The sequence below is a fragment of the Bradyrhizobium lablabi genome (genome assembly GCF_018129385.1).
In the GTDB taxonomy this organism is placed as follows: domain Bacteria; phylum Pseudomonadota; class Alphaproteobacteria; order Rhizobiales; family Xanthobacteraceae; genus Bradyrhizobium; species Bradyrhizobium lablabi_C.
The window spans coordinates 240,310-254,049 of the sequence record NZ_JAFCLN010000001.1 but is presented as its reverse complement, the minus strand read 5'-3'; the positions used below and the strand labels follow the sequence as shown (position 1 = coordinate 254,049).

The 13,740-nt window shown below is 62.2% G+C and carries 11 protein-coding genes; 5 read left to right on the top strand and 6 right to left on the bottom strand.

Going from position 1 to position 13,740, the window contains the following annotated elements:
• The first annotated feature begins 51 nt into the window (after positions 1-51).
• The 4 genes from JQ628_RS01245 (at position 52) to JQ628_RS01230 (ending at position 4,832) form a co-directional block, all read left to right on the top strand.
• Positions 52-3,024, top strand: a complete 2,973-nt coding sequence (locus JQ628_RS01245; protein WP_212217959.1) for an FAD-binding and (Fe-S)-binding domain-containing protein — start codon at positions 52-54, stop codon at positions 3,022-3,024.
• Positions 3,017-3,445: a GlcG/HbpS family heme-binding protein gene (locus JQ628_RS01240; RefSeq protein ID WP_212217956.1), complete on the top strand. Its 429-nt coding sequence runs from the start codon at positions 3,017-3,019 to the stop codon at positions 3,443-3,445. Before JQ628_RS01245 ends, JQ628_RS01240 begins: the two co-directional genes overlap by 8 nt.
• Positions 3,446-3,629: 184 nt before the next feature.
• Positions 3,630-4,013: a hypothetical protein gene (locus tag JQ628_RS01235; protein WP_212217954.1), complete on the top strand. Its 384-nt coding sequence runs from the start codon at positions 3,630-3,632 to the stop codon at positions 4,011-4,013.
• Between the two features lie 114 nt (positions 4,014-4,127).
• Entirely contained in the window at positions 4,128-4,832 is a 705-nt protein-coding gene (locus tag JQ628_RS01230; protein ID WP_212217951.1) for a hypothetical protein, read from the top strand.
• A 22-nt stretch (positions 4,833-4,854) separates the two neighbouring features.
• Here the strand turns inward: JQ628_RS01230 and JQ628_RS01225 are convergent, their stop codons facing one another.
• From JQ628_RS01225 to JQ628_RS01200, 6 genes are all read right to left on the bottom strand, one after another.
• Positions 4,855-6,201: a hypothetical protein gene (locus tag JQ628_RS01225; protein ID WP_212217948.1), complete on the bottom strand. Its 1,347-nt coding sequence runs from the start codon at positions 6,199-6,201 to the stop codon at positions 4,855-4,857.
• A gap of 173 nt (positions 6,202-6,374) precedes the next feature.
• Positions 6,375-7,157 carry an enoyl-CoA hydratase/isomerase family protein gene (locus JQ628_RS01220; RefSeq protein WP_212217945.1) on the bottom strand — a complete coding sequence of 261 codons (783 nt, stop codon included), beginning with the start codon at positions 7,155-7,157 and terminating at the stop codon, positions 6,375-6,377.
• 73 nt (positions 7,158-7,230) lie between these two features.
• Positions 7,231-9,339, bottom strand: coding sequence for a molybdopterin oxidoreductase family protein (locus JQ628_RS01215; RefSeq protein WP_212217942.1), 2,109 nt, complete (start codon positions 9,337-9,339; stop codon positions 7,231-7,233).
• A gap of 84 nt (positions 9,340-9,423) precedes the next feature.
• Positions 9,424-10,176 (bottom strand): 3-oxoacyl-ACP reductase FabG, encoded by a 753-nt coding sequence (fabG, locus tag JQ628_RS01210; RefSeq protein WP_212217939.1) that lies wholly within the window; start codon positions 10,174-10,176, stop codon positions 9,424-9,426.
• 2 nt (positions 10,177-10,178) lie between these two features.
• Positions 10,179-11,546 carry an MmgE/PrpD family protein gene (locus tag JQ628_RS01205; protein WP_212217936.1) on the bottom strand — a complete coding sequence of 456 codons (1,368 nt, stop codon included), beginning with the start codon at positions 11,544-11,546 and terminating at the stop codon, positions 10,179-10,181.
• 1 nt (position 11,547) lies between these two features.
• Positions 11,548-12,615: an ABC transporter substrate-binding protein gene (locus JQ628_RS01200; RefSeq protein WP_249127390.1), complete on the bottom strand. Its 1,068-nt coding sequence runs from the start codon at positions 12,613-12,615 to the stop codon at positions 11,548-11,550.
• Between the two features lie 146 nt (positions 12,616-12,761).
• Between JQ628_RS01200 and JQ628_RS01195 the strand changes: the two genes are divergently transcribed.
• Positions 12,762-13,733, top strand: coding sequence for a Bug family tripartite tricarboxylate transporter substrate binding protein (locus JQ628_RS01195; RefSeq protein ID WP_212217933.1), 972 nt, complete (start codon positions 12,762-12,764; stop codon positions 13,731-13,733).
• Positions 13,734-13,740: the final 7 nt, after the last annotated feature.

The window sequence follows — 13,740 nt, the reverse complement described above, 5'->3', positions numbered from 1 at the left end:
TAATACCATCGAGGGGTTACAACAGCCCTCCAAGATCACTTTGGATTTGGGATGAAGAGTGCCTCGACGCTTGAGCGACGCCTGCGGTCGAACCTGACCGGCAACGTCATGTTCGACGACTTCAACCGTGGCCGCTATGCGACCGATGCCTCGTTCTACCAGATCATGCCGCTCGGGGTCGTGGTGCCCCGCAGCATGGACGAGGCGCTGCGGACGCTGGCGATCGCCCGCGACGACAAGCGTATCGTCACCCCGCGCGGCGGCGGCACCTCGCAATGCGGTCAGACCGTCAATGAGGGCCTTGTCGTCGATTTCTCAAAGCACCTCAACCGGCTCGTTTCGCTCGACGTCGAGAACCGCACCTGTGTGGTCGAGCCGGGCATCGTACTCGACGATCTCAACCGGCAACTGAAGAAGCACGGGCTGTGGTTTCCGGTCGATGTCTCCACCGCCTCGCGCGCCACCATCGGCGGCATGGCCGGCAACAATTCCTGCGGCGGCCGTTCGCTGCGCTACGGCACCATGCGCGACAACACGCTGTCGATGGATGCGGCGCTGGCCGACGGCACGCTGCTGCATTTCGGCGAGGTGCCGCGCGACCTGGCGCAGGTGAACTCGCCCAAGAGCGGGCTTGCGCTGTTTCGCGACATGCTGGGGCTGGGCGAGCGCGAGGCGGCCGAGATCGCGGAAAAGTTTCCAAAGGTGCAGCGGCGTGTCGGCGGCTACAATCTCGATGCGCTGGTACCGCGCAACGCCGCCAATAACATGGCGCATCTTCTGGTCGGCTCAGAGGGCACGCTGGCTTTCACGACGAAGGTCGAGCTGAAGCTGTGGCCGGTCATCCGCAACAAGGTGCTTGGCGTCTGCCATTTCGGCAGTTTTTACGAGGCGATGGATGCCGCCCAGCATCTGGTAAAACTACGGCCGATTGCGGTGGAGTTGGTCGACCGCACCATGATCGCGCTTGGCCGTGACATCGCGATGTTCCGGCCGGTGATCGAGGCGACGGTGCGGGGCGATCCCGATGCGCTGCTGATTGTCGAGTTCGCCGAGGAAGACCAGGCCGATAACCTGCACAAGCTGAAGCAGCTTTCGGAATTGATGGCCGATCTCGGATTTGGCTGGAGCAACCCGCAGCGCAAATGGGGCGGCGTGGTTGATGTCGTTGAACCCGCCAGGCAGACGGCGATCGCGGATTTCCGCACCTCCGGCCTCAATGTCATGATGTCGATGAAGCAGGAAGGCAAGCCGGTCTCCTTTGTCGAGGATTGCGCCGTGCCGCTGCCGCATCTTGCCGATTACACCGCGCGGCTGAACGAGGTCTTCGCCAAGCATGGCACGCGCGGCACCATGTATGCACACGCCTCCGAAGGCTGCCTGCATGTGCGGCCCGTGCTGAATCTGAAGCTCGACAAGGACGTCAAGGCGATGCGCGCCATCGCCGAGGAAGCTTTCGAGCTGGTGCGCGAGTACAAGGGCTCGCATTCCGGCGAGCATGGCGACGGGCTGGTGCGCTCGGAATTTCACGAGGCGATGTTCGGCGCGCGCATCGCCGCCGACTTCAGGGAGGTGAAGCGGCGCTTCGATCCCGAAAACGTGCTCAACCCCGGCAAGATCGTCGATCCGCCCAGGATGGATGATCGCACGCTGTTTCGCTATCGGCCGGAGTATCGCGTGGGCGAGCTGAAGACCATGCTCGACTGGTCGGCCTATCCCGGCGCCGGCGGGGGTTTCCAGGGCGCGATCGAGATGTGCAACAACAACGGCGCCTGCCGGAAGCTCGAGGGCGGCGTCATGTGCCCGTCCTATCGGGCCACCCGCAACGAGAAGGATGTTACGCGAGGCCGGGCCAATACGCTGCGGCTTGCGATCTCGGGCCAGCTCGGGCCCGACGCGCTGGCGTCGGACGAGATGATGGAGACGCTAAAGCTCTGCGTATCCTGCAAGGCCTGCCGCCACGAATGCCCGACCGGCGTCGACATGGCGAAGATGAAGATCGAGGTGCTGGCGGCGCGCGCGGCGAGCCGCGGGCTTTCGCTGCGGGACAGGCTGGTAGGTTACCTGCCGCGATATGCGGGATTGGCCTCGAGGTTCGCGCCGATCGCGAACTGGCGCAATCGCAGTCCCTTGTTGCGCGCGCTGTTTGAAAAATTCGCCGGCATCAGCGCCAGACGCGCCCTGCCCGCCTTCCGCCGCGACGTGTTCGCGCCGGGCACCGAAGCAGCCGGGCCAAAGAACGGCCGAGAGGTCGTGCTGTTCGCCGATACTTTCAATCGCGCCTACGAGCGCGAGAACCTCGAGGCGGCGCTGCGGGTGCTGGTCGAAGGCGGCTATCGCGTCTATCTGCCGAAGCCAGCAGATTCGAGGCGACCGCTGTGCTGCGGGCGCACATTCCTTTCAGCCGGGCTGGTCGAGGAAGCTCGCGGCGAACTGGACAGGCTCGTGGCGACCTACCTGCCGTTTGCCGCGCGGGGCATTCCGATTGTCGGACTGGAGCCGAGTTGCCTGCTGACGCTGCGCGACGAGCTGCTGTCGCTGCGGTCCGACAACGATGCCAAGACGATCAGCACGCATGCGCTGCTGTTCGAGGAATTTCTGGTGCGCGAGGCGGAATCCGGCCGGCTACAACTGCCGCTCGGCCCCGTCGTGGGTAAGGCTGTGGTGCACGGCCATTGCCACCAAAAGTCATTTGGCGCGTTCAAGCCGGTGGAACAGGCGCTGCGCCTGATCCCAAATCTCGCGGTCGAAACCATCGAATCGAGCTGCTGCGGCATGGCCGGAGCGTTCGGCTATGGCGCCGATACGTACGAGGCTTCGGTCGAGATGGCCGAACTATCGCTGCTGCCGGCCGTGCGGCGCGCGGATTCAGATACGCTCATTGTCGCCGACGGCACCTCATGCCGGCACCAGATCAAGGATGGGACCGAACGTGAGGCGATCCACGTCGCGCGTGTGCTCGCCATGAGCCTCGACAATGCGAAATCCAGACTGTCTGCCGGTACAAAGGAACAAGTTAATGGCTGAACTGACCCTCGACGTCGCCCGCAAGATACTCGATGCCGCGCTTGCAAAAAGCGTCGAGAAGAAATTGAAGCCGCTGGTCATCACCATCCTGGACGCCCGCGGCGCGGTGAAAGCTACGGCGGCGCAGGACGGCACCAGCCTGATGCGGGCCGAGATCGCGCATGGCAAAGCCTATGGCGCGCTTGCGATGGGCATGGGCTCGCGGGCGCTGTTCCAGCGCGCGCAGGAGCAGGCCTATTTCGTGAGCGCCGTGAATGCGCTGGCGCAAGGCCGGCTGGTGCCCGTGCCGGGCGGCGTGCTGATCCAGGACGGCAGCACCCTGCTCGGCGCCGTCGGCGTCAGCGGCGACACGTCCGACAACGACGAGATTTGCGCCGTGGCCGGGATTGAAGCGGCTGGATTGAAGGCGGGCACGGGCTAGCACTTTAATCCAGCTTGACATCGTTCCGTTCTGCGCCGCCAAGAAACTTTCGAGGCAAAAATTCAGGCGTCTGCGCCAAAATGTAACAGGCTACCTGCCACCAAATAACAGCTTGTTGGATCGCGACTGCCTTAATATGGTCCTGAAAAATGCAGTTCGAGGACGAACATTGGACCAAATTGAAATGAAGCCGATCAAGGCGGTAGTTCTAATTCCAGCGATCGTATTTGGAACAATCACCGTTACCCCGCAAGAATCCGCAGCAGAAATCTTCAAGACCGGCGATCAGGTCACGCTGCGACAAGGTAAAGAACAGAGCGACGCACAAGTCGTCATTTCGGCGAGAAACTCCGACCGATTGGTGCTCCGGTTGAATTCGAGCCTTGGTGCGCACATCGGCCTGATCCAGCTCTTCCGCCCTCCCTCCAAGCCTGAATTCCAGGATATGAACGGCGCGACCATTGTTGTCCGCAAGAAAAACGGGAGTGAGAAGCAGCCCGGTGAAATCTCTAGCCGGGCCCGCGATCAAGTGGGCCGTTCACAGGCTCCGGCTACGCTGGCCAACTGAGGGAGCACAGACAGTCAACCCAGCTTTGCCGGCGTTCGAAATATCTGAAGCTTACCAAGAGCGTGCCGCCAGGCGTTTCATTCCGGCGCGCTCGTTACAGCGATATGTGGTGCAATGAAAGCGATACTACTGGCTTCCCTCCTTTTCACGGCCGTCGGCCTGACGGCTACAGAATCGCTGGCCGATGTCGAAACCAGGGTGATCAAACTCGCCGATGGCGTACATACCGACCCTATCGACATCGAGGGCGACGGCGCGACGCGCGTAACCATCGTCGGCAATGACAAGAATCCGGAGAAGGTCATTGTCGACGTAAAGGGCGCGCCCGCCATTCGGGTCCGCAAGGCCATCGTGACGGTCAGCGGCGTGGAGCTACGCAGCACGCAATCGTTCCCCCAGCTCCTTGCCGAGGATGAAGGGACGATCGAGTTCTCCAACGTCAGGTTCAGCTATGGCGGTCAGCAGGTTTCGGCCCGCAATGGTGGCCGGGTTCGCGCCACCGGAAATTATTCCATCGTCGTTGGCGGCCTTACTCATCTGCTTGCAGTTCGCGGAGGGGTGATCGAACTTGCAAAGAATATCGTGGTGACGATGGACAATGCCGTGTACTTGGCGTTTTTCGCGGGGACCAACCACTACGGTGTGATCAGCATCGAGCCCGGGGTAAAATTTTCCGGGATCGCCAGCACCGCCAAATTTCACGTGCAAAACCATGGCCGGATAAGCTCGGGTGGTTTGGGCATCGAGGGTTTGCCCGGCGGACTACCAGGTGTCATTGAAACGGGTGGCGAATATGACGGAATGCGCGCGCGTCCATAGCCGCAAGGGAGCGCCGCCAATCCTATCTTTTCTGAGTCCGCAGCATTTCCTCAAATGACCGCGCATCCACGCAGGCGTTGCCGACACACAGCCTGTCAATTTTCAACGCGCCGAAAATAATCGCCTCTGTAGTATCGACGTTGCCGATCACCGTCTGGTTGCTCTCGGTATTCTTGGCTCGATAACCAATGGCGATGCTGTTCGAGACCTGCTTCAGCGTCGCCGGGCCCGATTGGAAACCGAACCACGAATTGAACGAGCCAAGCCGGTGCTGAGCGTCGCGGTTTTCGGTGTAGCCCGACTCGCCACCGAAGGCGGAGTTACCCAGGCCAACCTCCAGTCCGGGCAGCGAGTCGACGCCAAAGGCGGAATTCCACGATCCACGCTTGATCGTGAAGAGCGCGTCGCGCCCAAAAGCACTGTTGTTGGCGCCGTATTCGAGATTGTAAAGGGCCTGCGTTCCGACGGCAGAATTGTGATCGCCAGCGATGTTTCGATACATGGCCGCCGAGCCCACAGCGACATTTGCCGAGCCTGAATTGTTCGATGCCAACGCGTTCGCACCGGCCGCCAGATTGTGGTTGCCTCCCACATTCGATCCGAGCGCCCAGGTGCCGATCGCCGCATTCCAGGCACCGGTCCGGTTGCCGGCGAGCGCGCTGCTGCCGAGTGACGTGTTGAATGATCCTGCATCCCGATTTTCCCCGCTGTCTTCCGCGAGAGCTTCCGCGCGCGGGCCGGCACCAATCCCGACGAACACGTTCTGGCCATTGCTTCCCTTGATCTCGGCCAAATTGATCGTTTTCGATCTCATCTCATCCATTGCTTGCCGGCTTCGGATTTCGTCGATGTGTTCCCGCAGCTTGCCGATCAGCTCGGTCTGCTCCTGGTGGCCGGATTTGTACTCTTCAGATCTGGCCTGCTGCGTGGACTTGAGGCTGTCGATCTCCTTTCTCAGCGAAACATTTTCCTCGGCATATGCCGCCAACTGCCCTCGCAGTTGCGCATCAGATTGGCGAATCGCTTCAATTGCATTGCTTTGCGCAACGAGCGCTTCCCTCAGGCGAAGCTTGACGTACCGGAGACCGCCGAAGATCGTCAGCGCGAGCAGGACCGTTATGAAGGAAATCCCAATCCAACCCTTTTTGTTCATATCCTCTCCAGTTAAGCAAAATGTGTCGACCCAGGACCCCGCCAGCCAATCGCGCATCGTATCGTTCGAGCGCTTCCAGAGCTGGTGCCGAGCCCGCTCTTGCTTGAAACTGAGCCGCGCTCGCTTTACCACGGGCAACGCCATAGGAGCAAGATTCGCGCCAATGATGCCGGATGGCAGTCGAGCCTGCATGAAGACGAGCGGCGCGTCGCGCACAAACGTGCCAAAGCCCGGTCAAAACGGGAGTTGAGCTGCCAACGGAAAAGATCTGATTCTGTCCCGCGGGAATCGACAGTAACCGGAACGACGGCAGGGATTGGACATGGTCTGATTTTTTCGCTTGGTGCTCAGCGCAAACGACCGCCCCGCTTCCGAAAACGAGCCGCGCTTCACTTCCCCGGCCAGGTCGGCTTGCGCTTCTCGCCAAAGGCCTTCAGGCCCTCCTTGGCGTCTTCGGTCATCGCCAGCAGCGCGATCTGGCTCTCGGTGTAGGCGATGCTTTCGTCGAACGACATCGAGGCGATCGCGCGCATGGCGTATTTGCCGCGCCGGATCGCGGTCGGCGATTTGTCGACGATGCGGCTGATCAGCCAGTCGACCTTGGCGTCGAGCTCGGCCCCTGGCACGACATAGTTGAGCAAACCGGCGGTGAGCGCGGCCTTCGCGTCAAAGGGTTCGCCGGTCAGCGCCCATTCGTTGACGAGGCGCGGCAGCGCGATCGATTGCAGGAGGCTCATCACCTGCATCGGGAATACGCCGACCTTCACTTCGGGCAGGCCGAAGATGACGTGGTCGGCAGCCACCGCCATGTCGGTCATGCAGAGAAGGCCCATGCCACCGGCCATGCAGACTCCACCCACGCGCGCGATCGCGGGCTTTGTCGCATTCTGCGACAGCCGCAACAGATCGGCGTAATCGACATTGGGCCGGGAAAAATCCATCGCAAAGGCCGCGCCGCTGTTCTGCAAGTCGGCGCCGGCACAAAACGCCTTATCGCCCGCGCCCGTCAGCACGATGACGCGGACTTCCTTGTCGTCATGCGCTTCGCGATAGCCTCTGGCGATGCCGCCGATGACGTCGCCATTGAGCGCGTTGCGCTTGTCCGGTCGGTTGATGGTGATCCAGAAGGCCTGCCCGCGCTTCTCGCGGATGACGCTGTTATGGTCGGTCATGGTCCCACTCGCCTGTTCGCTGCAAAATGCTCGCAAGCATTTGCAGCAGGATAGCGGTGGACCGCAAGCGGTATCAGCTCTTGCGTGGAGTGGCTGCCGCGGTCTTTTTCACCCAGACCTTGTTGTCGTGGAACGCCGCACCGCCGACCGGCGCGACGGTTTCGGCGCCGGTCAGCACGTTGATGCCGCGTCCGCCGATGTGGGCCTTGTTCGGGTGGATCGATTCCGCGATCAAAACGCCTCGCCGCACCCCATCGAAGATTTTTGCCGTTAGCGTGGTCTCGCCGCGCGTATTGCCAAGCGTGACGGGATCGCCGTCCGCAATCGACAGCGCGGCTGCATCCTCCGGATGGATCATGACGGTCGGGACGCCTTCGCGCGCCTGCGAGCCCGGCGTCTCATTGAAGCTGGTGTTGAGATAGCTGCGCGAGGGTGAGGTGGCGAGCCGGAACGGGTGCTGTTCGTCGGCTTCCTCGATGATGGTCCAGTGGTCGGGCAGCGAGGGCATGTCCTTCCAGGGACCGAGGCCAGGAGTACCCCAGGGCGGATTGGCCCAGTCGGCCTTGAAGTGGAATTTCCTGTCGGCATGCGCGAAGCCGTCGAGATAATGCGAGGTGCGGAAATCCGGCTGGATATCGCGCCAGAGATCGGCTTCCAGCGTTTCGATGTCGCCGTGGCCGCTTTTCTTGAGCGTTACGTCGATCAGTTCGCGCGGCGTCATCTCGAATCCGGGATGAACCGCGCCAAGCCGGCGGCCGAGACCTTGCAGCACTTCGTGATTGCTGCGGCACTCGCCGGGCGGATCGATCAGCTTCGGCCCGACCGAAATGTGCTGGTGGCCGCCGCCGTAGTAGAGGTCGTCGTGCTCCATGAACATGGTGGCCGGCAGCACGATGTCGGCCATCGCGGCCGTCTCGGTCATGAATTGCTCGTGCACGACCATGAACAGGTCTTCGCGGGAAAAGCCCTGCCGAACCAGATTCTGTTCCGGCGCGACCGTCACGGGATTGGTGTTCTGGATCAGCATCGCCTTGACCGGCGGTCCGCCCTTCAGCGCCTCCGCGTCGCCCGTCAGGATGCGGCCGATCTTCGATTGATCCAACCAGCGCGTATTACGATCGATCGCGTCATGGCCTTCGATCACCGACTCGTTGAACTTCCAGATCGAGGCGTTGTTGAAGAACGCACCGCCGCCTTCATATTGCCAGGCGCCGGTCACGGCCGGGATGCACAGCGCCGCATGCATCTGTGCTGCACCGTTGCGGCTGCGGGTAAAACCGTAGCCGAGCCGGAAGAAGGAGCGCTTGGTCTGACCGACGAGACGCGCGAAGGACTCGATTTCCTCGACCGGCACGCCCGAAATCGCGGAAGCCCATTCCGGCGTGCGCGTCATCAGATGCGCTTCCAGCTCATCCGGGCAATCAGTGTAGCGGTCCATATAGGCGCGATCGGCAAAACCTTCGCGGAACAACACGTGCATGACGCCGCAGGCAAAGGCGGCATCGGTGCCCGGCCGCAGTAGGATCCTGATGTCGGCCTGCTTCATGGTGTCGTTGTTGTAAACATCGACCGCCGCGATTTTCGCGCCTCGCTCTTTCCGGGCGCGCGAGGCGTGCGTCATCACATTGACCTGGGTGTTCACGGGATTGGTGCCCCAGATCACGATCAGGTCGGAGACGCCCATCTCGCGGGGATCGACGCCGGCGATTTTTCCGGTACCGATGGAAAAACCGACGCGCGCGATGTTCGCACAGATGGTCGAGTAGAAGCGGGAATATTTTTTCACATGCGACAGGCGATTGATGCCGTCGCGCATCACCAGCCCCATGGTGCCGGCGTAGTAGTAGGGCCAGACCGATTGCGCGCCGAATTCGCGCTCGGCCGCATCGAAGCGTGCGGCGACCTCATCGAGCGCCTCGTCCCAGGAGATTCGCGCGAACTGGCCGGAGCCTTTCGGTCCGGTGCGGCGCATCGGGTAAAGCAGCCGGTCCGGATGATGGATGCGCTCGGCATAGCGCGCGACCTTGGCGCAGACGACGCCGGCCGTATAGGTCTGGACCTTCGAGCCGCGCACCCGGCCGATGGAACGGCCTTCGATCACTTCGATGTCGAGCGCGCAGGCCGACGGACAATCATGCGGGCATGTGGAATGGCGAATGTCGATCTTGGCGTGCTGGTTCATGACGGAAAGCTAACATCGATCGTCCGCTTCGCCGAGGGGCAATATTGCCCATTGTCCCAGCAAAAACGGAACGATGGGCATGCATCAACCGCCGAGATAGGCCCCGCCATTGGCGTGGATCGCCTGTCCGGTGATGTAGCGCGCGGCCGGGCCGCACAGGAAGCGCACCATCGCGGCGACATCCTCGGGGCGGCCCCTTTCGCCGCTGATGGTGCCGTGCGTGAGGTGATGGGCGGGTTCCGGCTTGTCCTTTGGACGCGGCGTGCCAATAAGGCCGGGAACAACGCAATTGACGGTGATGCCGTCGGCCGCGAGATCATGGGCGAGCGCACGGGTGAAGCCGACGATACCGGCCTTTGCCGTAACTACATGGGCGCGGTTGGCGGCGCCAGTATGCGCACTCAAACCGCCGATATTGACGATGGCGCCCGCGCCCGATTGGCGCAGTGCCGGTAGGCAGGCCTTCGTGCAATGGAACGCGCCGTCGAGCGTAACGTCGAGAATTTCCCGCCATTCGGAGTAATCCATCTCGGCAAAGGATTTTTCGCGTCGCAGTGCGGCGTTATTGACGAGGATGTCGATGCGGCCGAAATGTGAGAGCGCCGCATCTGCCATTGCCTTGCCTTGATCGGGATCACTGACATCACCGATCACGCCGAGCGCTCCGCCCCCGGCCTGCCGTATGCCCATGACGAGGTCGTCAACTTCCTTCCTGTTCGAACGCGCGTTGACGATAACGGCCGCACCGCCTTCGGCAAGCGCGAGCGCAATCGCCCGGCCGATGTTGCGCCCGGCGCCGGTGACGATGGCGACTTTGCCCGCGAGCTCCTGTGCCATTGCTATCCCCGCAGCGACGAAAGGTCGATGCGGCCATTATACAATGTCGCCAGCAGTTTTAGCGCAGCATCGCTCCGCGCCCTGCTCCAGCCGCCATGCTCCGTATTGAGCAAGAATTTATCGACCACATCCTGCCGCGTCAGCGGCTCCTGCGCGCCGCCGCGCAGATAGGGTTGCCGCTCTTCGGTCACGCTGCCGTCCTTCAGCTTCGCGCGGATATGGCCGGTATAATTGTTCGGATAGGAGTTTTGGGGATCAATGACGTACTTCACCTTCGCGGCGAGCGCGAGCACGCCAGGATCGGCGATTGCGCCCTTGCTGAAAGCAGCGAGGCCAACGCCGCCTTGGACGAAGCCAGCGGCCAACAGATACGGCACCGCGAATTTGGCAGCATAGCCATTGGGCGGGCGTTGCTTGTCGGCGAGCGGCTCCCACAAGCGGTGCACCGTGCCTTCCGCGACTTCGCAAACGATTTCGGCGATGTCTTCCGCCTTGATGCCGCGCGCTGCAAGCCGTCGCGCGCAGTCGATATAGGGCTGCGCGATGGTCCCGCAGGGATATGGCTTGAAGGCGAGTGTGTCCGTGACCCAGCGCGTGCCGAAATCACCAATCAGCGCGTCGTAGTCGCCATTGGTCGTATGCGCAAAACCATGGAATAGCCCGTGCACGCCTTCGAACACCGTACGCGGGCCGACAAAGCCGCCGCGCGCCAACAGCGCCGCGCGGATGCCGGATTGCGCGGCCCAGCCGGCATGCAGCCGCTTGGTCCAGGCGCCCTCGGCGAGATATTCGATGATGCCGCCGGCCATGCTGCCGGCGACGCCGAGCGCATCCACGATTTGCCTTGCGTTCAGGCCCAGCGCCGCGCCGACGCCGGCCGCCGCGCCCATCGCGCCGAAGATCGCGGTGGGGTGAAAGCCCGCCTTGTGCACGGCCTTCGGCACCACCAGGCTCAAGCGGCAAAGGACTTCGGCGCCGACGGCAATGCCGATCAGCGCCATCCGGCCATCCGGATTGTGCCGTTCGCAGGCGGCCAGCACGGCCGGCACGACGACGGCTCCGGCATGCACCGGCCCGCCTTCGAAAGTGTCGTCAAAATCCTCGCCATGCGCGGCGGTGCCGTTGACGAAGGCCGCGCCGGCGGCTGTCAACGCGCGCGGGTGGCCGATTGCCGTGCAAGGTCCGTCGTCGTCGGAGCCGGCAAGCGCGCTGTTGATGTAATCCTCGTTCCGCGCGGTCACGCAGAGCCCGACGACGTCGATCAGCAGATCCTCGCATTTGCGCGCGGTCGCGGCCGGAGGCGATCCGCCCTGCAACGCGACAATCTTCTGCGCCAGCGTTTCGGCGACGGAAATTTTCGGCAACGTCATTTCAGACGCGGAACAGTCTTGTGTAGCGCGCCTTGATCGCCTCGCCTTCTTTCTCGACCGCAGCCGCGTCGTCCTTCATGGTCTTGATGTCCTTCAGTGGCCTGCGGCCGGCTTTCTCCTGCGTCTGCGAATGCACCGAGCGCAATCCGCCGACATCGATGATGAGCTGTTGCGCTTCGCGGCTCAGGCTGAAGGACTGGAACAGTCTTGCGGCATTCGGATGCGGCGCGGCTTTGAAGACGCCGTTGGGGCCGATAATCAGCGGAGAGCCTTCCGTGGCGTAGACCGGTTCCACCGGCCGCCCCGCTTCCTTCATCTGGAAGATGTTGTACTCGTTGCCGTCGGCCATCACGGCGCGCTCGCCGAGATCGAGCTTTTTCGGCGGGTCGGCCGAGGACTGCACCTGCATGATGCCCTGCTTTGCAAGCTTTTCGAAATATTCCCAGCCGAGATCGCGCTGCATCTGGTAGGTCGCGGTCATGATGGTGCCGCTGTAGCCAGGATGCGCCTTGACGATCTTGCCCTTCCATTTGGGATCGAGCAGGTCGGCAAAGCTCCTTGGCGCATCCTCCGCTTTCACCAGATTGGTGTTGTAGGCGATGATGCTCAGCCACACGCGGAAGCTGGCGAACTGACCGTCCGGATCCTTGTGCTCACCGGGATAGAATTTTGCGACCTCTTCCGGAACGTAGGGCGCCAGAACGCCGTCGCGCTTCCAGACGATGAAATGCGCCGCGTCGGATGAGTTCACGATGTCGACGGCGTGGATGTTGCTGGAATATTCCTGGCCGATACGCTGGAACACCCGCTCCGCGCCCGTGCGTTCGACGCGAACTGGAATGCCCGGATATTTCGCTTCAAAGGCCTTTGCGAGCTTCTCGGCCACCGGCAGGTCGGTCGAGGTGTAGTAGATCACCTGCCCTTCCTTCTTCGCCGCCTCGATCAGCGCCGGCGTCACCGGCTCGGCCGGCGGGGCGGCGGCCACCACGCGGGTGGAAAACGTTGCACCTACAGCCAATGCCGCGCTGCCCTTCAGCATGCCGCGGCGCGAAATCCCCGAGCTTTTCATGCGTTCATCCCCGCTCGTTATGGCGAAGTTGGGTACACCAGAGCCTATCTTTTATTCCTGTCGCCTGCCTTTAGTCTATCGTCGACAGTTCGTTCGCATTGCCGCTAGACTAACCTCGCAAGAAAATGCGCTTCAGGGAGAGAAGGATGACCGGTCCAAGGTTTGTGCTGGCGCTGGCCGGGGCTTTGCTGGCGATGTCGGCATCCACCGCGTCCGCACAGGACTACCCGTCGCGGCCGGTCAGGATCATCGTTCCCTTCGGTGCCGGCGGGCCCGCTGACGTCACCGCCCGCCAGATCGGCAGCATCCTTCAGGAAACCCTCGGCCAGCCCTTTGTAATCGAAAATCGCACCGGTGCCGGCGGCGTAATCGGCACGATCGAAGCCGCCAAGTCGGCCCCCGACGGCTACACGTTGCTGATGATGTCGAACACCCAGACCGCGAACGAGTCGCTGGTGCCGGACCGCAAATACGAGCTGATGCGCGATCTCGCGCCGATTGCGCCGGCGAACTATTCCGATCTGATGATCGTCGTACACCCGGACGTGCAGGCGAAAACCCTGGCCGAATTCATTGCGCTGGCAAAATCGCAGCCGGGCAAGCTGAACTATGCCTCGTCCGGGCAAGGCACGCCGTATCATATGGCCGGGGAGCTTTTCAAAGCGATGGCCGGCATCGATGTCGTGCACGTGCCCTATCGCAACAGCGGCGAAGCTCGCAGCGGCGTGATCGGCGGTCAGGTGCACATGATGATCGATGCGGTACCCGCAATGGCACCGAACGTTACGGCAAATCAGGTCCGCGCTTTGGCCACTACCGGCAAGACACGCTCGAGCGTATTTCCCAATGTGCCGACCGCGGACGAAGCCGGTGTTGCCGGCTATGAGGCCACGATCTGGCTCGGGTTGATGGCGCCGGCCGGTACGCCGAAACCGGTCATCGACAAGCTCAATGCCGCCGTGAACGCTGCGATCAAGCGGCCGGATATCGTGAAGCAGTGGACCACACAAGGTGCAGTTCCGATGTCAATGAGCCCCGAAGAATTCGACAAATTCCTGCGCGGCGACATCGTGAAATGGGCGGAAGTGGTCAAGAAGTTTTCCGCCAAGTCGCAATAGGCTTTGC

Bases quoted from the DNA above. Each gene is read 5' to 3' on its own strand.
- JQ628_RS01245 (WP_212217959.1), top strand. From the start codon at position 52: ATGAAGAGTGCCTCGACGCTTGAGCGACGCCTGCGGTCGAACCTGACC.
- JQ628_RS01240 (WP_212217956.1), top strand. From the start codon at position 3,017: ATGGCTGAACTGACCCTCGACGTCGCCCGCAAGATACTCGATGCCGCG.
- JQ628_RS01235 (WP_212217954.1), top strand. From the start codon at position 3,630: ATGAAGCCGATCAAGGCGGTAGTTCTAATTCCAGCGATCGTATTTGGA.
- JQ628_RS01230 (WP_212217951.1), top strand. From the start codon at position 4,128: ATGAAAGCGATACTACTGGCTTCCCTCCTTTTCACGGCCGTCGGCCTG.
- JQ628_RS01220 (WP_212217945.1), bottom strand. From the start codon at position 7,157: ATGACCGACCATAACAGCGTCATCCGCGAGAAGCGCGGGCAGGCCTTC.
- JQ628_RS01215 (WP_212217942.1), bottom strand. From the start codon at position 9,339: ATGAACCAGCACGCCAAGATCGACATTCGCCATTCCACATGCCCGCAT.
- fabG (WP_212217939.1), bottom strand. From the start codon at position 10,176: ATGGCACAGGAGCTCGCGGGCAAAGTCGCCATCGTCACCGGCGCCGGG.
- JQ628_RS01205 (WP_212217936.1), bottom strand. From the start codon at position 11,546: ATGACGTTGCCGAAAATTTCCGTCGCCGAAACGCTGGCGCAGAAGATT.
- JQ628_RS01200 (WP_249127390.1), bottom strand. From the start codon at position 12,615: ATGAAAAGCTCGGGGATTTCGCGCCGCGGCATGCTGAAGGGCAGCGCG.
- JQ628_RS01195 (WP_212217933.1), top strand. From the start codon at position 12,762: ATGACCGGTCCAAGGTTTGTGCTGGCGCTGGCCGGGGCTTTGCTGGCG.